This window comes from Clostridioides sp. LIBA-7678 (genome assembly GCF_056716065.1).
The window spans coordinates 2,975,383-2,997,902 of record NZ_CP196987.1; the positions used below are offsets into that span (position 1 = coordinate 2,975,383).

Genomic DNA, 22,520 nt, shown 5'->3' on the forward strand with positions numbered 1-22,520 from the left:
TTTATATTTTAAATTAAAATATCTAACCCTTTATTCCTGACAGAGATACACCTTCTACAAATTTACTCTGTAAAATCAAATAGAAAATAAATGGAGGTAAAAATGTTATTGTTGCACCTGCCATCATTTGTCCATAGTTTGTTATCTGGAATGTCTTAAGAGTTGATAATCCAACTGTTAATGTTCTCATTGTATCTTTAGTTGTGGCTATAAGAGGCCACATAAATTCATTCCATGCTCCCATAAAAGTAAATATTGCTAATGTAATTAATGCTGGTTTAATTAGAGGAAGCACTATTTGTATTAAAATCCTAAGGTCCGAACAACCATCTATTTTTGCTGACTCTAATAGCTCTTTTGGTACTCCTAAAATAGCTTGTCTCATTATAAATACACCAAATGCAGTTGGTATTGGCATAATAAGTGCAAGGTAACTGTTTATCCAGCCTAAATGTTTCATTATTATATAAAGTGGTATCATTGTAACTTGAGATGGTATAATTAAAGTCATTATCATAAATAAAAATAACTTATCACTACCTTTAAAATCCATCTTTGCAAAAGAATATCCTGCTAGTGTACTAAATACTAAGTTTAATATTACACCTGAAAAAGATACTATCGCTGTATTTAAAAAGTATTGTGTAAATCCTTTCTTAGTAAATATATCTATATAATTTTGTAGTGTCACTGTTGAAAAAGATATATCTAAATTATATGAATTATATGTTACCTTTAAAGATATTATCAACATATATATAAAAGGTACCAAGCTTACACATGCTATAAATAATAACAAACCGTCACTCAATAATCTTCTTGTTGCTTTCATTTTGTACCTACCTTTCTAAATATCTGAACTATCTCGTCTTACAAATTTATTCTGCAAAATTGAGACTACAGCTATCAACAAGAATAATACATTTGCTACAGTCATTGCATATCCAGAATTAAAATTTTTAAAGTTCAAGTTAAAAGCATGCATAACTATACTCATAGTAGATATCCCTGGTCCTCCACCAGTCACAGTATAGATTAAGTCAAATACCTGTAGTGACCATATAGTTCCTAAAAACACAACCATTATTGTCGTTGGCTTCAATAAAGGAACTGTTATTTTCATAAATTCTTGAAGTTTTGTAGCTCCATCAACCTTTGCCACTTCATAACAATGTTTTGGTAAATTCATTATTCCCGAAATGTAAATCACCATAAAATACCCTATATTTTTCCACATAGATATAAACATAAGTGTAGGTAGTGCGGTCTTACTGTCTCCTAAAAGTTTGGAAGACTCTATGCCAAAAACACCTAATACTTGATATACAATTGAACCTTCACCATTTAATAAAGCTCTCCATACCATACCTATCAAAACCATAGATGATAATACTGGTATAAATATTGCACCTTTAGCAAATGAAGCTATTTTACTATTTCCCTTCCCAGTAATCCAAACCGCCAAAACCAATGATAAAATAGTCTGACATGGTACTACAACAATAGTAAATTTAATTGTATTTATAATAGATACTTTTAGTGTTTCATCTGTAAACAACTTTTTATAGTTTTCTAAACCTATAAATGTAGCTGGACTAATAATGTTATACTTTGTAAAGCTAAAATATATTGACATTATTATTGGTATCACATAAAATGCCACTAAAATTATACCTAATGGCAATATATAGATATATGGTTTAATATTCAATCTTATTCTTTTCTTTTTTGAATTTCCTTCAAAATCTCTAACTAAGTTTTCCATTTTATCCTCTCCAATATAAATATTAGCATTGTACTATGATACAATGCTAATTTTAATCTGCAAGATACTATAAAACGTCTTACAGCTGTAAACTTTTATTGTGCTAATAAATCATTTGAATATTTTGCAGCATCATCCAATGCTTGTTTTGGAGTTTTATCTCCTGAAATCATTGTTTGAAGTTCTTTCCATAAATATTCATATATTTCAACACCATGAGGACCTACAACCAATGGTCTATATATATCTTTGTCATTTTCAACCATTTCTTTAAATCTTTCATCACCTTGATATGGTTCACCTTTTGTTATTGGTGCTCTTGGTATTGCTTTATGGAATTCTGTCATCGATTCAACACTTAACATATGTTGTATTAGTTTGTATGCAAGTTCTTTGTTTTTTGCTGATGACATTAGAGATAAATGGTCTACTGCTCCAAAAGTCGCAGCTTTCTTATCTTCTAATCCAGTTACAAATCCCCAATTTAAGTCTGGGAATGATTTATCAAATACACTTGTTGCAGCAGAAGATAGCATTACTGTAAATGCTGCTTTTCCTGGACCAAATACACTTTCTATTATTTCATTACTATCTTTAGATAAAGAATCTTCAGGTACATATGCTTGTAATTCTTTTAAGAAATTTGCTGCATCTAAACCATTTTTATTATTAAACTTAACTGATTTTAAATCATCATTATATATATCCCCACCAGCTTGCCACAAGTAAGGGTACCAGTTCCAATTTAAATTACCAAAAGTTTTAGCTCCCCATCCTTGAGCCAATCCCCATTGGTCTATCTTTCCATCACCATCAGTATCTTGTGTTGCTTTTTTACAGATTCTTTTAAAATCTTCCCATGTTTTAGGAGGTTTTTCTCCTATTTTTTCTAAGATATCTTTGTTATAGTACAGTACACCTGGATTTGCTGCTTGGAATGGCATTCCATACATTCCACCCATCATTTCAGATGTCTTTATATAAATAGATTGTTCTTTGTCTTCTTTAGTTGCGTAGTTAGTTAAATCTTCTACTGCGCCACTTTGTATAAATTGTGGATACATTTCTGCATACATATATCCCACATCTGGACCTTCATCAGCACTTATAGCTGTTGCAAATTTTTCAGAATAATTGTCCCAAGGAATTATCTGTAAATCTACTTCGCAGTTATTTTTTTCCTCAAATTTATCTAAAATAGGGTCCCAAACTTCCTTCATATTATCTTCTACTGGTGGCATCCAAAGAACTAACTTTTCTTTTTCTCCATCCTTTTTTGAATCTTTTCCATTCCCGCTTGAACACCCTGTTATAAGAGTTGTAGTCATAATTGCCACCATAGCTAGTGAACATAATTTTTTCAACATACCCAATTTTATTCCCTCCATCTTATTTTATTTTTCATTATAATTCTACATATTTTATTCCATTTAAAATATTATCAAAGCGTGTATTTATTGTCTAATCAGTTTTTTCTATGCACTTTTTTTTATTATAGTTTTTTTCTATGACAACGTTTCCCAAAATGAGCTTTTTAGTTCATGAGGACTCTTTCTTGTACAAAATCAAATATATTTTCATCATTTCAACAATTAAAAAGAGGCTTATCTCTATTTTGAGATATCCTCTTTATTTTATACTACTTATTTATATTGTTATAATACTTTAGAATTTATTAAAACATATCCTTCACCTTAATATTCGTAGTGAATTACATTTTTATACTCTTCAAAAATCTTCTTATTTAATTCATCTCCACCATCTATATTTGCACTATAAAAAATTGGTGGATTCTTTAATCCTCTGTTAACTAGTTCTTGAGTAATTTGAGCTATAATAGAATTCATAACAGTAGTTGCAATTACAGTAGAAGTTGGGCTAACTTTTTGATTTAGACCATCTATTTCTACACAAGCATCTCCCTTTTGACCATGATTATCTATTACCAAATCACATACTTCATAAAGATTTTTCCCTAAAGAATGTCTTGATGATACACTCTTTGAGTAACTTAAATTGGTTATGCATATTACTATTGCATTTCTTTTTTTAGCCTCTATAGCAAATTCTATACTTACTGGATTTCTACCAGATACTGAGTGAATTATAACTACATCTCCTTCTTTAATTGGAGTCTTATCAGCTAAGGCTGAACCATATCCTTCTAACCTTTCCATCTTGCTAGTGTGGGTTATAGGTGCTGTATCTAACATCAAAGATTTCGCAAATACTGGATTTATAAGAACACAACCACCTGCTCTGTAGAATAATTCTTCTGTTAGTATTCCTGCATGTGAAGCTCCAAAAGAAAATATTGCTTTCTTGTTTTCTATTGCTTTAACAAGGATTTCCACTGCTCTTTCCATATTGGCTTTTTCTTCATTTTCTATTATATCGATTAATCTCTTTATCTCACTTATGTATTTAAATTCCATGTCTATAATACTCCTCCAAATAATGACCCCATAAATTTACTGATTATGCCAAATAAAGAAAGGTCATTACCACCAAATATTAGTATCCAGTTTTGAATAGTACCTGAGTAAATTACAGCAGATACTCCTACTAAAACTACCATAAATATTGCAGCTACAGCTGTACCTATTATAGCTCCACGTATGCCTCCTTGTGATTCTCCTATTACAGCTGCTGCTCCACACTCAAAGAATGAAGTTATAACAAGTGGTATAAGTAACATATTAAATACATTAAAGTAGTTACATATTAAAATCATAGCTGTAGATGTTAACATGGCAACTAAAAATCCTATTAATACAGCATTTGGCTTATAATTAAATAATATTGGACAGTCAAAAGCTGGTAGCGCATTTGGCACAACTTTTTCTGATATACCTTGGAATGCAGGCATTATTTGATTTATTAACATTCTTACACCATGAAGCATTATTATAAGACCTGCCCCAAAAGAAAGACCTTGTTTTATTGCATATGTTCCAATAAATTCATTAGCATCTTTAAACGCATCTGGTATCACTATTCCAACAACTATAAACATTAGAAATACTGCCATTCCTCCACTTATAGATATTTCTCTAAAGAATGATATACTTTGAGGTATGTTTATATCTTCTGTAGACTTTTCTTTATTTCCTACTAACTTAGCAACAAATCCTGATATAAGCGCTAGACAACCTGATGGATGTCCTAGTGTAAATGACTCGTCTCCAATAACATCAAATACATACTTTCTTAATAACCAAGGCATTATTGACCAGTAAAGTGCTGATAATACTGCTGCAAAGGCTATTAATACTCCACCACTTAATCCCGCTTCAACTCCTGATGCTACAAATATAAATGGGAACCAGTAAAGCATGTGACCTGTTAAAAAAATAGTCTTAATAGGTGTAAACCTCGCTATCATTAAGTGAAGAGCCAGACCTACAAACATGGCTAAACCTATAATCCCCCCATAACTTGCAGTAAAAGTGACATCACTTAAACCTTTTGTTACTGCACCACCACTTATACTCTGGAAAGCTCCATTAATTGGTGCTATTGAACTGACTAACATGCCTGTTCCAGTCTCCATGATTATGATTCCGAAAGCTGCAAGTAATGCCCCCTTTATGACATCTGATGCTTTCTTTTTCTGCAATATAAGACCAAATGCTGCTATTAATCCAATTAGCATAGATGGATTACGTAAAATATTATTTGAAATAAAATCAAGCATTATATTTTTTTAGTGATAGGTCAACTGTTTAAGTTTTGTACCACTAAATTCCTCCTCTCCCTCTTACTATTTTCAGTTTTAGTAATCTTTTATTCTATTTTACTTATCTTAAATTTATTTTTAAAAATTTATACTATTTCTTATCATTTAAAAAAGTTTGAACAACTTCTTTAACTTCTGATAAATCCATATACTTCTTAACTGGATATACTGGCACATTGCAAGTTCCTTTTAATTCATTTAATAATTCTTGACTTGTAAATATACAGTCACAATCTGTTCCTCTAGCTGAGTTTATATCTGTATTTTCTACTTCACCTTCTATATCTAACTGCTTTAAAACTTTTTGTATTGTCATTTTTAACACCATTGATGAACCTACACCAAATCCGCATACTGCTAATATCTTCATTTTTCAGTCCTCCTAATTTTGTTTATTTATAAGCTCTAGTATTGAACTTTTATTGCTATTAATTATTAACTTTATATTTTCTTCTTCATACATCATCTCTGATAGTGATGCTAATGCTCTAATGTGAGTAGTATTATCTATAGCAGCCAGTACCATGAATATGTTTACTGGCTTTCCTAATAAGTCAACTTCTTCTTCTACTATAAGTAAAGACATCGCTAGCTTGTTTACTCCCTCTTTAGAACTTGCATGTGGTAGAGCAAATCTGTCAGCTAAAACAATATAAGGTCCATATTTTTCAACTGATTTTATCATATTCTCTACATATAACTCTTCTATAGAATTATCTTCTAATAAGGGTTCTGAGGCTATTTTTATTGCCTCTTTCCAATCTTTAACACTACTTACTATGTTAACTCTTTCTTCATTAATTAATTCCTTTAACATTGGTTGATACATCTCTCCTTCATCTATCTTGTGTATTATGTTTAATAAATCAGACTTTAGTGCTTCTTCATTATTAATAACTCCATTTTTTCTTATAACTTGCATTATTAGTTCAAGATTGAAATATTTATCATTTTCCTTTACACTTATGAGTTTATTCATAAGTAATTGAATATCTGATGCTGTTAAAAGAGGATTTACAACTATTACATTACTTACATCTTGTATATCGATAGTCGTAATTATGTAATCGTAGTATACTTTTACTTCTTTCAGTTGCTTAATAGACACTATCCCAACTATTTCTATAGTTGGTATATATTTGTATAGCTGTATTTCCAAACTTTTCGATACCATAAGACCATTAGGACAAACTAATAAGACTTTATTTCTTCTTAGACCATTATCTCTAGACCCTCTTAGGTATCCACCAAAGTATGCTGCTATAAACCCTATTTCCTCTTCCCTTATGCCCTCAAATATAGGAAACTCTTCTTCATTCTCTATAATTGATTTTATAATTTTATAAAGTGACTCATGTTTATACTTAGTTTCATCTAGCATGGGGTTGCTAATAGGGAACTTAAATCTTATTCTGTTGTAAGAAGAATGTAGATGTCTTAAAATGTTTTTCTTAAATTCATGCTTACTTTCTAATTTTATTGCTGTATTCACTTCAAACTTGTCTATAAGTTTATCTACATATTCTTCAACAACATCTCCCTTAATTTCACTATTTAAACTAGGTAGTGAACTTACATAAGTACATACATAAGCCTGTTCATTTTCATTTGCTTCTTCACATAGAAGGTCTTTACAATTATTAAAGTAACTAATTTTTTTAGCTTCATTTAGGTATTTATATGAGTATAATGTTTTCCCATCTCTTATCCTTTTATTTACAAATTCTGTAAACTTAGTTAGATTTAATAAAGAATAATCTGTAAGATTTATACATCCTTTTGTATCAAATTTAGTGACTTCCTCACTTATACAATTAATTTCTAGTACATTTTCTTGTGTAAGTAATAAAAATAGTTCTCTAATAGCATATTCATCACCTATAATTTTGTATTTTCCATTATATTCTAGTTTCAATCCCATTGTCTGAAGGTATTTTTTTACATCAGTTATTGTCTGCACTACTGTATTTTTTGAAAGTAACATTTCATTTGTTAGTTTTTCTATAGATATCTTTTCACCAAGTAATATTTTGTTTAATATAAAAGTTCTTCTATAGTCACTATCCAAAAACTTATCTTCTTCAGTTGAAATTATTTTTCTTGCATTAACTAAGTTACCTTCAAATGTAAATTTGTGTTTTACATTTTTTATATTACCATTTTTTCCTAGTTGTTCATTTATAGCTAAGATATCATAATAAATAGTTCTCTTTGATACATTAAACTTTTCTTGTAATTCTTGTGATGTTACATTATTATTTTTAATAATAAAACCTAATATTTTTTTAGCCCTTTCTTTCATACTACCTCCTTAATTTTATTATCTATATTTTCTATATATAATTCCATACCAAATAATTGCACATGGTTTTATAATTTTGCACATTTTAACTCTAATCTAAAAGAATTTCTATAATAAAAAAGAGCTATCACAAATCATTTAAAATTATTTGTATGATAGCCCCACTTTATTCATTTAAAATTTACTTTTTAGGTCTAAGTTCATTCTTATCTCTTTTTACTTCTTCTAATATTTCTTTCAGATTATACTCAACACTAGAAAGCACATCTTCTGCATATTCAATTGACCCAATTCTTATCTCATTTGCTATTCTTTCAGCTCTCTCAACTATCTCCTTAGCTCTTTGGTCTGCTTGAACAACAGGTTCACTTGATTCTACATATGCTTTTACCACATCTTCAGAATTTTTCTTTAACTCTTCTATATTCTCATGATACTCTTGTTGTATTCTTTCAGCTTCTTTTTTTGCTTGTTCAACTATATTTGCAGCATCTTGCTTAGCTTGGCTTATTATTTTATTTCTTTCTCTATTAATCCATACTGCTTGCGTCACTTCCTCTGGTATCAAAGTTCTTATGTCGTTAATTATGGCTAAAACTTCGTCTTTATCTACCGTACATTTATGTGAGAAAGGAATCGTAGAGGCACTTCTGAATATCTCCTCTAATTGATCAAATAGTTCAATCATTTCTAAATCTATCTTCATATATCAATTACCCCCAGTAGTTTTTTTCTTTAATTCTTCCAAAACAATCTTTGGAACCAAATTTTTTATATCAGCATCAAAGAGCAAAACCTCTTTTATCAAAGATGAGCTTATAAATGAGTATTTTGTACAGCTTGGTAAAATTATAGTCTCTATATTTGGATTAAGTTCTCTATTCATATGAGCCATTTGAAGTTCATAATCAACATCAGCACCACTTCTCACACCTCTAACTAGCGCTCCAATCCCATTTTCCTGACAGTAATTTATTAATAAACCATCAAAAGTTACAACTTTTATATTATTTAAATGGCTTGTACTTTTTTCTATAAGCTTTACTCTCTCATCAAAGCTAAATAGACCTTTTTTATTAGGATTATTTAATACTCCTATTTGTAATTCGTCAAATAACTTAGAAGCCCTGCAAATAATATCTAAATGTCCATTAGTAATTGGGTCAAAGCTTCCTGCAAATATAGCTTTTCTAGGTTTATTTTCCATATTATGCCTCCATCTTATAAAAAGTTAATGTAGTATTTCCATATTTCTTATCTCTAGTTTTTTCTAATTTACATATTTTGTCTGGAAACAAATCATTAGTATCATGTTCTACAACTATTATTCCATCTTCATTCAACAGATTAGAATTATCAATTTTTTCAATAGCTTCTATAAACATATTTTTATAATATGGAGGGTCCATAAAAATTATGTCAAATTTACTATTTTGTGATTTAAGCTTGTCTACAGCAGTTTTAAAATCTAGGTTTAAAATAATGCTTTCATTTTCAACTCTTGCCTTTTTTATATTAGACTTAACAATATCTATGCTTTCCTTACTGATATCTACAAAAGTACATGCCTTGGCTCCTCTAGATAAACACTCTATTCCTAAAGAACCCGTCCCAGCAAATAAATCCAGAACTTCACTTTCCATTATATATGAATTTATTATATTAAATAGAGATTCTTTTACTCTATCTGTAGTTGGCCTTACATCTTCATTTTTTGGAGTATTTAGTTTTAATCCTCTCGCTTTTCCTGAAATTACTCTCAATATGACAATCTCCCTTCAGCACATTATTACATTAATAATATTTTAACATAATCTAAAATTAATTTAATGAAATTTCTTTCAATGTATCTTTAAATTTATCTATAATTTCTTTTTTAAGTGGCATATTTTCTTTCAATTGTAGATTATTATCTTCACCTAATATATATCTAGCTTCTTGTTGAGCTAACTTTAATATTTTTATATGTTTAAACAAGTTTGCTACTTTGAGTTCTGGAAGTCCATGTTGCCTTGTTCCAAAAAACTCGCCAGGCCCTCTTATTTCTAAATCCTTCTCTGAAATCTTAAAACCATCATTTGTCTCTTCCATTATAGCCATTCGTTGTCTGCATACCTCTGTTTTAGAATCATAAATTAGTACACAATACGATTTATGACTTCCTCTCCCAACTCGTCCTCTAAGCTGATGTAATTGTGCAAGTCCAAATCTCTCTGCATTTTCTATTATCATTAGTGTTGCATTTGGCACATTGACACCAACTTCTATAACTGTTGTTGATACTAAAATATCTATTTCTTTATTTTTAAAACGACCCATTACTTCGTCTTTTTCACTTGACTTCATTTTACCATGAAGCAACCCAAGCCTTAAATCTTGGAAATATTCAGCTCTTAATTCCTCTACAAGTTCAACAGCTGATTTAGCTTCTATGGCTTCACTTTCTTCTACCAAAGGACATACAATATATACCTGTCTGCCTGCTTCAACCTCTCTTCTTACAAGGTTATTATAGGCTCTATCTCTTTTATTCTTTTCGATAGCAAGTGTTTCTATTGGTTGTCTCCCTGGTGGAAGTTCATCTATAATAGAAATATCTAAATCTCCATAAAGTATAAGTGCTAAAGTTCGAGGTATTGGTGTAGCTGTCATTACTAATATATCTGGATTTGCACCTTTCATTGAAAGCTTACTTCTTTGCATAACACCAAATCTATGTTGCTCATCTGTTATAACTAAACCAATATTGTTAAATTCAACCTTGTCTTCTATTAGTGCATGTGTTCCTATCAATATATCAATTTCATTATTTTTGATTTGTTCTAATACTGTATCCTTTTGTTTTTTTGTAAGGCTACCTATTAATAAGCCTACATTTATTCCAAAATCTTTCAGAGATTCAGTAAGAGAAATATAGTGTTGTCCTGCTAATATCTCTGTAGGTGCCATCAAAGCGCCTTGATATCCATTTAAAACGCAATTTGCAAGTGCCAAAAGGGCTACTACTGTCTTACCACTCCCTACATCACCTTGAACTAACCTATTCATTATTTTATCCGAATCCATATCTTGTATAATTTCATCCAATGCTCGATTTTGAGCTTTAGTCAATTTAAATGGTAAAGAACTTATTATGTTTTTTAAATCTTTACTTATTTCAAATTTTATTCCATCTTCTTTATTTCTTCCACTTTTAAATACAAATAATCCAAGTTGTAGTATAAGTAATTCTTCAAATACAATTCTATATAAAGCTATTTTTAATGATTCTTTATTGCTTGGAGAATGTATATTTCTAACTGCAAAATCTATATTACATAGTCTATACTTCTCTATAATTCTCTTTGGCATATATTCTTGTATGATTAGTTCTTTATCTTCAAGTACTGTTCTAATTATACTCATAATTTCTTTATTTGTAACACCATATGTAAGCTGGTACACAGGCATAAATCTACACGTATTCTTAGGTGAATTAGTAAGATACTCTAACTCACATGATGTAAGCTCTAAATTATTAAATTTTTTCTTAACCTTACCAAAAACTAATATTGAATCACCTGGACGAAATGTATTTTTTATATAACTCTTGTTAAAAAACACCAATTTAGCTGAACCAGTCTCATCTTTTACATCAATTTTTGTCAATGTCATACCTTCTTTTGGACTAAACGTATTTATACTTGATATGACTGCTTTTATTGTAACTTTCTCATCATCCTCTAATTGTGCTATTTTTTTTAGATTATTTCTATCTTCAAACTGTCTTGGAAAATAATACAATAAGTCTTTTAAAGTAAATATTCCCAATTTGTTCAGCTTATCAGCTTTTTTAGGTCCTATCCCCTTAACATATTGAACATCTTTATATAAATCCAACAAATATATCACCTACTACACAAAAATCCTGTACAACCAACTTTATAAAAGCTACTTGGTCATACAGGTTCTTATAATCATTATTCAACTGAAATTAAGTAATAATAAAGAGGTTGTCCTCCATAATATAATTCTACATCTACATCTTCAAACTTTTCTTCTAAAGAAGTACGTAGTTCATTTGCTTGAGATTCTGTAACATCTTCACCAAAGAATAATGTTATTATAGCAGTATCTTCATCAACCAACTTTTCAATAAGGTTTGATGTTACTTCATCCACATAATCTCCTGCTGATAATAAATTCCCTTCTGCAATTCCAATTATATTACCTTCTTTAACATCAATTTCATTCATTACTGTATCCCTAACAGCAAAAGTTACTTGACCTGATTTAACTGAGTTTAAAGCATCCATCATAGCTTCTTTATTCTCATCTTCACTTAACTCTCCATTAAATGTTACTAATGCAGCAAATCCTTGAGGTGTGTTTTTTGTAGGTATAACTATTATATTTTTCTCACTCAATTCTTTAGCTTGATTAGCAGCCATTATTATATTGCTGTTATTTGGGAAAATAAATATATTTTTAGCATTTATATTATTTATGGCATTCATAAAGTCTTCTGTGCTTGGATTCATAGTTTGACCACCTTCTATTATATGGTCAACTCCAAAGTCTTTAAATATATTTGCCAATCCTTCACCCATAGAAGTAGCTATAAACCCAAACTCTTTTTCTTCTTCTAAAGGTTCCTCTTCTTTTTCTTTCTTCTCTTCTACATCTAATAATGTATTTTCATGTTGTAACTTCATGTTTTCTATTTTTATAGTTAATAATTGACCATACTTTAGAGCTTCTTGAAGCACATTTCCTGGGTCATTAGTGTGTACATGTACCTTTATGACTCCATCGTCTCCAACTACTGCTAAGCTATCACCATAAGCCATCATTATATCTCTTATTTTAGTGTCTTCTACCTTAGAACTTTCTAGTATAAATTCTGTACAATAACAATATTTTATATCATCTGTACTAGTAGTACTCTTTGCAAAATCCATACTTGCTGAAGTATTAACATCCAAGTTAGCATTTTTTATTTCTATATCATTTCCCTTTATAGAAGCTAACATTCCTTCGTATATAAGTACAAGACCTTTTCCACCAGAGTCAACTACACCAGCATCTTTTAGATTTTTTAGAAGGTCTGGAGTTCTTTCTAATGAAGCATTAGATTCCTTTACAAGCATACTTAAAAACTTTACTATATCTTTTTCTTTTTTGGCAGCTTTTATTGCAAATTCGCCACTTTCTCTAACTACAGTAAGTATAGTTCCTTCAATTGGTTTTATGACAGCTTTATATGCTGTATCTGAACCATTTTTAAAAGCTTTTGCTAAATCATCTGTTGATAATTTACTTTTTCCTTCTATAGACTTAGCTATACCTCTTATTATTTGCGAAAGTATAACTCCTGAGTTTCCTCTAGCTCCCATTAAAGAACCTTTAGATAATGCCTTTCCTATGTCCGATATGTTATCAGTTTCCACTTTTGCTAATTCTTTTAAGGCATAAGATATAGTTAATGACATATTAGTCCCTGTATCTCCATCTGGTACAGGAAATACATTTAACTTGTCAACCAAATCTTTATTGTTTTGGAGATTGTTTGCACCTGAAATAAACATCTCTCTTAACCTTTTACCATCTATATACTGAATCATTTGTTTCCTCCTATGAAATTACTTAACTCTTATTCCTTGTACATTAATATCAATTCTAGTGACTCTTACGCCAGTCATTTTTTCAACTACATATTTTACTCTATCTATTATATTATTGGCAACAGTAGATATATTTGTGCCATATTGTATTATAACATAAAGTTCTATTGCTATGGCATCTTCTTCAACTTCTTCAACTCTAACACCTTTAGTAGCGTTTTCGCCTTTTAATAACTCTACTATTCCTTTAGATTTATACGCTAAACCTACTAAACCATAACTTTCCATTGCAGCTCTATATATGACTTGAGCTATTACTTGATTATCTATTTCTATACTTCCATATTGATTCGTTACCTTTGCACTCATGGTTGACCCCCTTAAGCTTATTTTTATTAAAAATACTTCTTAATTTATTTTTTACTATTTTTACTTATTTATTATATAAAATTATAATCATATCATACTATAAATATGGTATAATTTAAACCTAGAAAAGTTTTTGGATAAAATTTCTTCTATAGTATATATATTCAAAGAAAAATAATAATTATTTTCCAAATATATTTACTTTATATAAAATTATATATATAATTTTATATGATAATAAGAAATTCTTCAATATGTGTAAGGCAAATATATATTTCTATTGCAAATTTTTGTTATTTATGATAATATAAATATGTTTTTAGTCTTTAAATAGTTATCATTTTAAGGAGGTGTGCGTAGATGGCAAAAGTATGTAGCGTATGTGGTAAAGGTAAGGTTTCTGGAAACCAAGTATCACACTCAAATAAACATAATAAAAGAACATGGTCAGCTAACTTAAGAAGCGTAAGAGCGATTATAGATGGAGCTCCTAAGAGAGTAAAAGTTTGTACTAGATGTTTACGTTCTGGTAAGATTGAAAGAGCTTAGTAACCACGTTTAAAAGCCTACTTCCGTAAGTAGGCTTTTTAATTTAATCATTTTTACTCTTTCTCATGAATTTTAAGACTATATTTGAAATCCATTTTGGTAACTTTATTGTTACTACTTTCATCAATACTCACCCCACACTTTATAGTTAAAATTATTTTAACAAAAAAATAATAATGCTCCACATCCAATAAGTATTAATGCGGTAAGTGCTGACCAAATCCAGCCAGGAAGCAACATAGACAAAATTACAGCCATTCCTGTTGCCAGACATAGTATTCCTAGCAATACCTTAGACTTGTTATTTCTCATGGAACACCTCCACATAGAACTTGTATCTATAAATATTTTCATATTCAAGTTTATGCGATAGTTTTCCATTTTAGACCAACAAACATAATATGTAATTTTAATTTTTTATACTAGAATTATTACTCTCCTCTGATATAGATTCTATCATATCTAAAATACCTCTTTTTCTGCTTAATCTTTCAGGTCCACTATATAAAACCACTGGTATAACTTTGGGAAGTTTAAAATTCTTGTCTTCAATTTCTTCAAGACTCTTTTTCATAATAAAGCTTTTCCAAATTTGCTCTCTATATGATTTTAATCTTGGTACAATATCAGTATCCATTTCTGTTTGAAACTCCAGTACTATATAATGTGATACCTTATGATTTTTAGAAAAAACCTTATATATTATATCAACTTCCTTTCCTTTATATTCACATATAAAAGATGTTTCTAACTATATATTTTTAAGAGTTAATTCTTTTGCTATTGAGACACTTGTAAAATTTTGAATCAAACTTAAAAAACTTTCTTTATCTGAATACATTCTTATATATTCTTCTCGTTTTTCGTTGCTTCTTTTTAAATTCATACAGTTCCTCCTAGATTACAGACTCTCTATATTTCAATAAAGAAAATCTATAAATATTATTTTTTTAATTTTCACTAGTGAGTATTGACACTTGTGTGTAAAATATCCAGTAAAGATATTTTTTTATATTTTTATTAAAAGATATGAATTTTTATATTTTAATATATTGACATTGACGTTGCGTAAAAGTGTATATTTAATTTATAGGAGGTATTACTCATGGAATATACAGTTCAAAAATTAAGCAAAATAGCTGGTATAAGCACTAGAACACTTAGATACTATGATGAAATTGAACTTCTTAAACCACTTAAAATAAATTCGTCAGGTTATCGTATATATGGTCAAAATGAAGTTAATAAACTACAACAAATACTTTTTTATAGAGAGTTAGGCATTAGCTTAGAAAATATAAAGAATATTATAAATTCACCAACTTTTGACAGTCTAAATGCATTAAAAGAACATCACAACAAGTTACTAGCTAAAAGAAAACAAATTGACTTGTTAATAGAAAATGTAAATAAAACTATAGCTTTAAGGGAGGGAAAATACAATATGACAGATATAGAAAAATTTGAAGGTTTTAAAGAAAAAATGATTGATGAAAATGAAAAAAATTATGGAACTGAAATTAGAGAAAAATATGGTAAGGATGCAGTAGATGCATCAAATAAAAAATTTAAAAATATGTCTAAACAAGATTATGAAGATTGGCAAAACTTAAGTATTGAAATAATTGCTAAACTCAAGAAAGCTTTTAAAACTGGTGATGCTTCTAATGAACTTTCTCAGGAAGTTGCAAGATTACATCATAAGTGGTTGAGTTACACTTGGAATACATATTCTAAGGAAGCTCATGCCTCTTTAGCGCAGATGTATGTATATGATGAACGCTTTACATCATACTATGATAAAGAACAGCCTGGGCTAGCAAAGTTTTTGAGAGATGCTATAGTAATATATACAAGAGATAATTAGTAAGTTACTCAATTCTACAGACCAAAAATGGTGAATCCTATATATTAGGATTCACCGTTTTTATTTTAACAAATTGTAATTATATTTTAATATTGTACTTATAAAAATTTACTTTAGTTTTTATTAAAAGTAATTGTAACTTTAAATAAATCACCATCCACACTTATATTCATCTTTCCACCCTGCAACTCTACAAAACTTTTTGCTATTGCTAGACCAAGTCCAGAGCCTTCTGTATTACGTGACTTATCCCCTCTTACAAATCTCTCCATTATATCATCTACACTAAAATCAATCTCAGTTGCAGACATATTCTTAAGCATAACAGTTACTTTATTATCTGTTTCTAAAATATCAATATACACTCTTGAGCTTGGCATTGCATACTTACTTATATTCATTATAAGATTTTCAAATACTCTAAATGTACGCTGACTATCCAGTGGTAATATTATCTTTTCACTAGAAAAATTATTTTTTAATATTAGAGATGAATCTGTAATTTTGTCATCTAATTCTAAAAGTGTCTGTTTCATTAGAGATACAATATCCACATTTACTATATTCAAATGTACATCTCCACTATTTACCTTACTTACTTCAAACAAATCTTCTATTAAATGTTGTAATCTTTGTGATTTTCTATCCAATGTATCAATGTACAATCTACGATTTTCTTCTGTTATATTTTCATCTTTTAATAAATCTATATAAGTGATTATAGATGTTAAAGGTGTTTTTAAGTCATGTGATACATTTGATATAAGCTCTGTTTTCATCTTTTGACTCTTAACTTCTTCATCAACAGCTTTTTTAAACCCAGTTTGAATATTTCCTAGTTCATCTTTTATAGGATTAAAAAATCCTAAATCTTTTTCCATATTTACTTCTAAGTTTCCATCTGAAATTTTCTTCGTAACATCTAAAAGTTGATTATATTCACATACTGTCTTTTTAGAATAATCAGATAGTACTTTAAATAAAACTATTGAGTAAATTATTGCTAGTATTATCCCAAAGAACCACATACTACACATTATAACTATAATTAATAAGTTTACTCCAAGAATTATAACTATAGTTTTATTTGGTTTTTCTTTCAAATCTATTGTTCTAATTTGATTAATAGCTTTTTTTCCTACTTTTTTAAACCATACAAGGAACATTCCTGTTATAGTACTCTTTACAAAATACTCTCTTATTCCAACATTTAAAATATGTTTTAAAAGTGTTATAAATACAAATATTATTGAGAATATTACAAACCAATAAGTTAGATTCATCAAGCTTACCAATATACTTGCCATTTTAGCACTTATATCATTATTTATTAGATACTCTACATAATTTCCATTCAAGGTACCACTTATTATTCCAGTTGGATATAAGTCTACAATCCCCTGTACAATAACAATAGCAATAAAAAGTATCTCTAATGGTATTTTTGATAATGTATCAAATCCCATTAATTCCTTAGATTTTCTATATGGAAATGCCAAAGCTACAATCACGACTATAGCTAATATAATTTTTAAAATCATTCCAGAAATTTTATAATAAGAATTATTTTCTACATTGTTTATATATGCACTTATATTATCACTGTTATAAATACTTCCATAACCATACTCTGTACTATCATCTTTGCTTATTACTTTAGGCACAGCATATACTACTGTTACATTTTTTATTGGTGTTAGTTTATATGAAATTGAATTTCCACCTAAATTGGTATTCATTAAATCTTCTCTTGCTTTAGATAGCAACATTTGGTTAATAACTTTTTGATTTACTCCATAAGAATCGACAACATTTACTTTTCCATCTTTATCAAAATTCATTGCAACATAAAATCTATAATTATCCTTTATATCCTTAAGCTTATTTTGTCTCTCTTCATTGCTCATTGTTGTATTTTTTGCCTGACTTTCATCAGAATTTTCTCCTGAACTATCATTCTTTGTTGTATCAAGAGCCCTTAATTCTTTATCTTCATTGAAAAGTTCGAAATTTTTTTCTTTATCAATCAAATAATATTTTAAATTTTTTCCTGAATTATTAATAAAAGACTCCCAACTTTCAAAGTTTTCATTAAAATCTGCATTAATACTCTCATCTGTATAATAGCTTTCTGAACCATCATATAAGTTTTTTTCTTTACTTACATTTTTTATATAGTTTATAGTCTCTTCATTTATAAAAAGTTTTGATGGTTGTATCATTTTACCTTCTTGATCTTCTTTCATATTATGATATAAAACATAACTACCTTTATATATATCATCTACAAAACCTTCTTGTTCAAATGGATTCTTAGCTCCACCTTTAGCACCTGCTTGTATAGTAGAATATTGACTAATCATACCTAATGATGCTGATAACATGAGTATAAAAACTATAATAGTAACTATATATTTATCTTTAAATTTTTTCAATTTTGTATCCAACACCCCACACCACCTTCAAATATTTTGGATTTTTTGGGTCTATCTCTATTTTTTCCCTTATATTCCTAACATGCACCATGACTGTATCTGTATTTACAGCATTCTCATTCCAAACTCTTTCATATATTTCATCAGCAGAAAAAACTCTTCCTGCATTTCTCATAAGTAAACTTAGTATTTTAAATTCTATAGGAGTTGTTTTTATATATTTTCCATCAATACTAACTTCTTTTGTGTTTTCATTTAATTCTAATCCACCTATTACAAATACACTGTCACTAGTTTCTACACTTTGCTCTTTATCTCCAATCATGTTTAGATACTTAGTATATCTTCTAAGTTGTGAATTAACTCTAGCCAATAACTCTAATGGTTTAAAAGGCTTTGTCACATAATCATCTGCTCCTATGTTAAGTCCCATTATTTTATCAACTTCCTCTGATTTTGCAGATAACATTATTACTGGGAAGTTATGATTTTCTCTAAGTTTCATTGTAAGTGTTATTCCATCCATTTTAGGCATCATTATATCAATTATAGCTAAATGTATTTCTTGGTCTTCTATAACTTTAAGCCCTTCCACTCCATTGTACCCCTTAAAAACATTATATCCTTGATTTAATAGATATATTTCTATAGCATCTGCTATTTCCTTCTCATCTTCTACCACCAAAATATTATATGAATTCATTTTAATCTCCTTTTATTAATTAGTTTGAAAGTTTTCTTTACATCTATGATTATACAATATGATAGAAGTTTTTCCATTTTTTTATAGATTTATATCTTTTGATTTCAGTTATTTGAACTTAATTCCCATTTTAAAAACCTCCCTCTAGCACAATTTAGTATTGTTTTATTTTGTTTATATACTTAATATTAAAGTTAAAAACTAAAGATATTATACATACTTTTCTAAAGATTTTCTAAAGATTTAAAACGTTCAGCATTAATATACACAAAAAAAGTAGCTCTTATTGTATTAATCAAATCAATGATTTGAAATATAATATCAATAAAATCTACTTTTTAACTTTTAACATACTTATTTTTACTTTAATTTATTTTTATAAAAATCATTATTTTTACTTTATAAATGTACATATTTCTTCTACTGGCTTTTTAGATGGACTCTTTAGGTTGTCTTCTGGTACTCCAAGAGCTAACATTGCACCTAAAAAATACTCTCCCTTTTCAAATCCAGTTTCTGCTTCTAAAATAGCTTCTATCTCATCTGCTGCATAGTTTTGACTTGTCAACCAACAAGAGCCATACCCTAATTCAATTGCTGATAATGTAAAGTTTTCAATTGCAGCACCTAAACTTTGCATACCTGGATTTCTTATAAATAACTTATCTATAGTCTCTTTAGGTGCATCTATAAGCTCTAATTCATAATATCCTGATGGATTATATACTTTTGTAAAAACTAATACTAAAACTGGAGCTTTTAAGTAGAATAATGTAAAGTTTGGTACAAACTTTCTAAATCTATTAGCTTTTTCTACTGATACTTTATCCATTTCTACAAGTATTTCTTGTTGTTTTTTAGTTATTACATCTGCGATTTTTTCCATTAAATCACGTCTCTTTATAACTACAAAATGCCAGTTTTGAATATTTTTCCCTGATGGAGCTGCTCCAGCTGCTTTTATCATTTTTAAAATATCTTCATCTGAAACATCTTCATTTTTAAATTTTCTTACACTTTGTCTTTTAAAAATAGTATCTTGTAATTCCATTTTTAAATCCCCCCATAACTTTTTTATTATATTAATATAATCTTTAAACTCACCTTATTTTAATATATCATGTTCTAATAAATCTTTAAATGAGTCTATAGAATATTCATATCCATCCACATTGCCAAATCCATATTTTGCATATATAAAAGGTATATTCACAAACTTAGCACTATTTGCATCACCTTGAGTGTCTCCAATATAAATTGGATTACTTAATTTATTTCTATCGATTATAAGCTTATTATTCTCACCTTTATGCAAACCAGTATTTCCAGGACATTCAAAATCTATAAAATACTGTTCTAATTTATGTGCTTTTAAAAAAGATTCTATATATCCAGCCTGACAATTACTTACTATGAATAATTTATATTTTTGGGATAACAATTTCAGAGTATCTTCTATATCGTCAAATAACTTAGCTCCATTTTCAGATAAATAGTCACATTCTTTTAAAGAACATTCATTCAATAAATTCTTTCTTTCTTCTTCATTTAGATTTGGAAATAAACGATTAGCTATTTCATCAAAAGAAAGACCCATAACACTTCTAAACAACTCTCTTGTGACATTTAAGTCTATATCTTCATGTTTATTTAAAACATCCTGCCAGACCTTGCATACTTCTTCAGTTGAATCCCATAATGTTCCATCTAAATCAAAAATAATACTATCTACCACAAAAAAATCCCCCTTATGTCCAAAATTTATCATATATTTATAATTATATACTAAAAAACAGATACAATCATAAATATATTTTACTTGATTGTATCTGCTTTGTAATATAAAATCAATTGTCAAAATCGATTTTATAAATTTCTAACTACAAGTGCACACCCTTGCTCTACTTTAATTCTGCAAGAATCACTTAGCATAACATTTGACATTCCAATAGGCACAGAGTATTTCATATAATAGTTATCTAGAGGATATTCTAAACCAGTAAGTGTTACCCCTTTAGCATCTCCTTTTACAGCTATTACAGAAATAGTGTCACCTGCATTGCCATATAAGGTAATTTCCTCATTCATAACTATATACATTTCTTCTTTATCTGATAGTATTCTAGAATATATACCATCTTCTTTTAGATAGTATAATAGATTTACATTGGTAATTGTATGGTCAATCCTTCCACCTAAAGCTCCAAAAAAATCAATATGATTTGCTTTAAGAGTCTTAGCTAAAAAAAGACAAAGCTCTGTATCAGTCTCATCTTTCTTAGATGGAAATTTTTCAAACTTAACACCTTTGTTTCTATAGAAATCTACCTTTTCTTCTTCCACTGAATCTAAATCGCCTAATATATAATCTGGCATGATTTCCATTTTGTAGGCATGATTTGCCCCTCCATCTGCACATATTATATAGTCATAACATTCTTTAGTTATAATATCTCTTGTAATTTCGTAATCTTCAATTTCTCCATTTAAAATAATACATATTTTCATTATTAAATTTAAACCAATTCTTCAAGAGAAGCATTCTTTCTAAATAAATTAACTGTTTCTTGAATGTCATCACTTCCAAATATTGCAGAACCTGCTACTATTACATTAGCCCCTGCTTTTACAACTTCAGCCACATTTTTAGGGCTTATACCACCATCAACTTCTATATCGATGTTTAAGCCTTGATTATCTATAATAGCTTTTAACTCCTTAATTTTATCTAGAACACAAGGTATAAATGATTGACCTCCAAATCCAGGATTAACAGACATTAATAATACCATATCCAAATCAGGTAGAACATGCTTAATAGTATCTATTGGTGTAGCTGGATTAAGTACAACACCAGCTTTTATTCCATGTGATTTTATATTTTGTATAGTTCTATGTAGATGCACACAAGCTTCCTGATGAACAGTTATTATGTCACATCCTGCTTTTACAAACTCTTCAATATATTGGTCTGGATTTTCTATCATAAGATGAGCATCAAATACCATATTTATATTTTCTTTTTTTAAGCTTTTAACTACAAGTGGACCTAATGTAATGTTTGGTACAAAGTGTCCATCCATTACATCGATATGAAGATACTCACATCCTGCACTCTCTACCTTTCTTACATCTTCCAATAATTTCGCAAAATCTGCTGATAATATTGATGGTGCTAATTTAATCAT

At 28.8% G+C, this 22,520-nt stretch carries 24 protein-coding genes; 2 read left to right on the top strand and 22 right to left on the bottom strand.

Going from position 1 to position 22,520, the window contains the following annotated elements:
- Window positions 1–22 precede the first annotated feature (22 nt).
- From ACTG46_RS14070 to ACTG46_RS14130, 13 genes are all read right to left on the bottom strand, one after another.
- Entirely contained in the window at window positions 23–832 is an 810-nt protein-coding gene (locus ACTG46_RS14070) for a carbohydrate ABC transporter permease (RefSeq protein ID WP_054271139.1), read from the bottom strand.
- Between the two features lie 15 nt (window positions 833–847).
- Window positions 848–1,765 carry a carbohydrate ABC transporter permease gene (locus tag ACTG46_RS14075; RefSeq protein WP_054271140.1) on the bottom strand — a complete coding sequence of 306 codons (918 nt, stop codon included), beginning with the start codon at window positions 1,763–1,765 and terminating at the stop codon, window positions 848–850.
- Window positions 1,766–1,860: 95 nt separating this feature from the next.
- Entirely contained in the window at window positions 1,861–3,153 is a 1,293-nt protein-coding gene (locus ACTG46_RS14080) for an ABC transporter substrate-binding protein (RefSeq protein WP_161803382.1), read from the bottom strand.
- 306 nt (window positions 3,154–3,459) lie between these two features.
- The gene (locus ACTG46_RS14085; protein WP_054277243.1) at window positions 3,460–4,200 is read right to left on the bottom strand and encodes an SIS domain-containing protein; all 741 of its coding nucleotides are present in this window, start codon (window positions 4,198–4,200) and stop codon (window positions 3,460–3,462) included.
- 2 nt (window positions 4,201–4,202) lie between these two features.
- The gene (locus ACTG46_RS14090; RefSeq protein ID WP_479923034.1) at window positions 4,203–5,462 is read right to left on the bottom strand and encodes a PTS ascorbate transporter subunit IIC; all 1,260 of its coding nucleotides are present in this window, start codon (window positions 5,460–5,462) and stop codon (window positions 4,203–4,205) included.
- Between the two features lie 133 nt (window positions 5,463–5,595).
- A complete protein-coding gene (locus ACTG46_RS14095) occupies window positions 5,596–5,874 on the bottom strand; it encodes a PTS sugar transporter subunit IIB (RefSeq protein WP_054271143.1) in 279 nt (92 codons plus the stop codon).
- A 12-nt stretch (window positions 5,875–5,886) separates the two neighbouring features.
- Window positions 5,887–7,806 (bottom strand): BglG family transcription antiterminator, encoded by a 1,920-nt coding sequence (locus ACTG46_RS14100; RefSeq protein WP_054271144.1) that lies wholly within the window; start codon window positions 7,804–7,806, stop codon window positions 5,887–5,889.
- 181 nt (window positions 7,807–7,987) lie between these two features.
- Entirely contained in the window at window positions 7,988–8,512 is a 525-nt protein-coding gene (locus ACTG46_RS14105) for a hypothetical protein (RefSeq protein WP_054271145.1), read from the bottom strand.
- A 3-nt stretch (window positions 8,513–8,515) separates the two neighbouring features.
- Window positions 8,516–9,013, bottom strand: a complete 498-nt coding sequence (gene coaD, locus ACTG46_RS14110; protein WP_054271146.1) for a pantetheine-phosphate adenylyltransferase — start codon at window positions 9,011–9,013, stop codon at window positions 8,516–8,518.
- Window position 9,014: 1 nt separating this feature from the next.
- Window positions 9,015–9,569, bottom strand: coding sequence for a 16S rRNA (guanine(966)-N(2))-methyltransferase RsmD (gene rsmD, locus ACTG46_RS14115; protein WP_054271147.1), 555 nt, complete (start codon window positions 9,567–9,569; stop codon window positions 9,015–9,017).
- Between the two features lie 58 nt (window positions 9,570–9,627).
- A complete protein-coding gene (recG, locus tag ACTG46_RS14120) occupies window positions 9,628–11,685 on the bottom strand; it encodes an ATP-dependent DNA helicase RecG (RefSeq protein WP_161803442.1) in 2,058 nt (685 codons plus the stop codon).
- A gap of 80 nt (window positions 11,686–11,765) precedes the next feature.
- Entirely contained in the window at window positions 11,766–13,409 is a 1,644-nt protein-coding gene (locus tag ACTG46_RS14125; RefSeq protein ID WP_054271148.1) for a DAK2 domain-containing protein, read from the bottom strand.
- 18 nt (window positions 13,410–13,427) lie between these two features.
- Window positions 13,428–13,778, bottom strand: coding sequence for an Asp23/Gls24 family envelope stress response protein (locus tag ACTG46_RS14130; RefSeq protein ID WP_021385398.1), 351 nt, complete (start codon window positions 13,776–13,778; stop codon window positions 13,428–13,430).
- Window positions 13,779–14,138: 360 nt separating this feature from the next.
- Here ACTG46_RS14130 and rpmB point away from each other — a divergent pair, with 360 nt between their 5' ends.
- Complete coding sequence (rpmB, locus tag ACTG46_RS14135; RefSeq protein WP_003416297.1) at window positions 14,139–14,327, top strand: 50S ribosomal protein L28; 189 nt, start codon at window positions 14,139–14,141, stop codon at window positions 14,325–14,327.
- A gap of 159 nt (window positions 14,328–14,486) precedes the next feature.
- On the opposite strand, the gene ACTG46_RS14140 is transcribed toward rpmB, so the two are convergent.
- The 3 genes from ACTG46_RS14140 to ACTG46_RS14150 form a co-directional block, all read right to left on the bottom strand.
- On the bottom strand, window positions 14,487–14,639 hold the full coding sequence (locus ACTG46_RS14140) for a hypothetical protein (protein WP_009893656.1): 153 nt from the start codon (window positions 14,637–14,639) through the stop codon (window positions 14,487–14,489).
- 97 nt (window positions 14,640–14,736) lie between these two features.
- Entirely contained in the window at window positions 14,737–15,063 is a 327-nt protein-coding gene (locus ACTG46_RS14145; RefSeq protein ID WP_479924072.1) for an Rpn family recombination-promoting nuclease/putative transposase, read from the bottom strand.
- Between the two features lie 15 nt (window positions 15,064–15,078).
- Window positions 15,079–15,213, bottom strand: a complete 135-nt coding sequence (locus ACTG46_RS14150; RefSeq protein ID WP_479923035.1) for a hypothetical protein — start codon at window positions 15,211–15,213, stop codon at window positions 15,079–15,081.
- 219 nt (window positions 15,214–15,432) lie between these two features.
- On the opposite strand from ACTG46_RS14150, the gene ACTG46_RS14155 reads away from it, so the two are divergent.
- Window positions 15,433–16,194, top strand: a complete 762-nt coding sequence (locus tag ACTG46_RS14155) for a MerR family transcriptional regulator (protein WP_054271150.1) — start codon at window positions 15,433–15,435, stop codon at window positions 16,192–16,194.
- Window positions 16,195–16,307: 113 nt separating this feature from the next.
- Here ACTG46_RS14155 and ACTG46_RS14160 read toward each other — a convergent pair whose 3' ends face one another.
- From ACTG46_RS14160 to rpe, 6 genes are all read right to left on the bottom strand, one after another.
- Window positions 16,308–18,644 carry a sensor histidine kinase gene (locus tag ACTG46_RS14160; protein ID WP_479923036.1) on the bottom strand — a complete coding sequence of 779 codons (2,337 nt, stop codon included), beginning with the start codon at window positions 18,642–18,644 and terminating at the stop codon, window positions 16,308–16,310.
- Window positions 18,616–19,332, bottom strand: coding sequence for a response regulator transcription factor (locus ACTG46_RS14165; protein WP_054277247.1), 717 nt, complete (start codon window positions 19,330–19,332; stop codon window positions 18,616–18,618). The genes ACTG46_RS14160 and ACTG46_RS14165 overlap by 29 nt, the downstream gene beginning before the upstream one ends.
- Before the next feature lie 394 nt (window positions 19,333–19,726).
- Window positions 19,727–20,383 carry a nitroreductase family protein gene (locus ACTG46_RS14170; protein ID WP_054271153.1) on the bottom strand — a complete coding sequence of 219 codons (657 nt, stop codon included), beginning with the start codon at window positions 20,381–20,383 and terminating at the stop codon, window positions 19,727–19,729.
- A 54-nt stretch (window positions 20,384–20,437) separates the two neighbouring features.
- Window positions 20,438–21,067: an HAD family hydrolase gene (locus ACTG46_RS14175; RefSeq protein WP_074178477.1), complete on the bottom strand. Its 630-nt coding sequence runs from the start codon at window positions 21,065–21,067 to the stop codon at window positions 20,438–20,440.
- Window positions 21,068–21,198: 131 nt separating this feature from the next.
- Window positions 21,199–21,840 carry a thiamine diphosphokinase gene (locus ACTG46_RS14180; protein WP_407814761.1) on the bottom strand — a complete coding sequence of 214 codons (642 nt, stop codon included), beginning with the start codon at window positions 21,838–21,840 and terminating at the stop codon, window positions 21,199–21,201.
- Between the two features lie 8 nt (window positions 21,841–21,848).
- A complete protein-coding gene (gene rpe, locus ACTG46_RS14185; RefSeq protein WP_054271155.1) occupies window positions 21,849–22,520 on the bottom strand; it encodes a ribulose-phosphate 3-epimerase in 672 nt (223 codons plus the stop codon).

What these genes read in the sequence shown, in the direction of transcription:
- ACTG46_RS14105 (WP_054271145.1), bottom strand. Translation starts at nt 8,512, where the DNA reads ATGAAGATAGATTTAGAAATGATTGAACTATTTGATCAATTAGAGGAG.
- rpmB (WP_003416297.1), top strand. Translation starts at nt 14,139, where the DNA reads ATGGCAAAAGTATGTAGCGTATGTGGTAAAGGTAAGGTTTCTGGAAAC.
- ACTG46_RS14090 (WP_479923034.1), bottom strand. Translation starts at nt 5,462, where the DNA reads ATGCTTGATTTTATTTCAAATAATATTTTACGTAATCCATCTATGCTA.
- ACTG46_RS14125 (WP_054271148.1), bottom strand. Translation starts at nt 13,409, where the DNA reads ATGATTCAGTATATAGATGGTAAAAGGTTAAGAGAGATGTTTATTTCA.
- rpe (WP_054271155.1), bottom strand. Translation starts at nt 22,520, where the DNA reads ATGATTAAATTAGCACCATCAATATTATCAGCAGATTTTGCGAAATTA.
- ACTG46_RS14150 (WP_479923035.1), bottom strand. Translation starts at nt 15,213, where the DNA reads ATGAATTTAAAAAGAAGCAACGAAAAACGAGAAGAATATATAAGAATG.
- ACTG46_RS14155 (WP_054271150.1), top strand. Translation starts at nt 15,433, where the DNA reads ATGGAATATACAGTTCAAAAATTAAGCAAAATAGCTGGTATAAGCACT.
- ACTG46_RS14100 (WP_054271144.1), bottom strand. Translation starts at nt 7,806, where the DNA reads ATGAAAGAAAGGGCTAAAAAAATATTAGGTTTTATTATTAAAAATAAT.
- ACTG46_RS14095 (WP_054271143.1), bottom strand. Translation starts at nt 5,874, where the DNA reads ATGAAGATATTAGCAGTATGCGGATTTGGTGTAGGTTCATCAATGGTG.
- ACTG46_RS14170 (WP_054271153.1), bottom strand. Translation starts at nt 20,383, where the DNA reads ATGGAATTACAAGATACTATTTTTAAAAGACAAAGTGTAAGAAAATTT.
- ACTG46_RS14080 (WP_161803382.1), bottom strand. Translation starts at nt 3,153, where the DNA reads ATGGAGGGAATAAAATTGGGTATGTTGAAAAAATTATGTTCACTAGCT.
- ACTG46_RS14130 (WP_021385398.1), bottom strand. Translation starts at nt 13,778, where the DNA reads ATGAGTGCAAAGGTAACGAATCAATATGGAAGTATAGAAATAGATAAT.
- ACTG46_RS14085 (WP_054277243.1), bottom strand. Translation starts at nt 4,200, where the DNA reads ATGGAATTTAAATACATAAGTGAGATAAAGAGATTAATCGATATAATA.
- coaD (WP_054271146.1), bottom strand. Translation starts at nt 9,013, where the DNA reads ATGGAAAATAAACCTAGAAAAGCTATATTTGCAGGAAGCTTTGACCCA.
- ACTG46_RS14140 (WP_009893656.1), bottom strand. Translation starts at nt 14,639, where the DNA reads ATGAGAAATAACAAGTCTAAGGTATTGCTAGGAATACTATGTCTGGCA.
- ACTG46_RS14165 (WP_054277247.1), bottom strand. Translation starts at nt 19,332, where the DNA reads ATGAATTCATATAATATTTTGGTGGTAGAAGATGAGAAGGAAATAGCA.
- ACTG46_RS14180 (WP_407814761.1), bottom strand. Translation starts at nt 21,840, where the DNA reads ATGAAAATATGTATTATTTTAAATGGAGAAATTGAAGATTACGAAATT.
- ACTG46_RS14075 (WP_054271140.1), bottom strand. Translation starts at nt 1,765, where the DNA reads ATGGAAAACTTAGTTAGAGATTTTGAAGGAAATTCAAAAAAGAAAAGA.
- ACTG46_RS14070 (WP_054271139.1), bottom strand. Translation starts at nt 832, where the DNA reads ATGAAAGCAACAAGAAGATTATTGAGTGACGGTTTGTTATTATTTATA.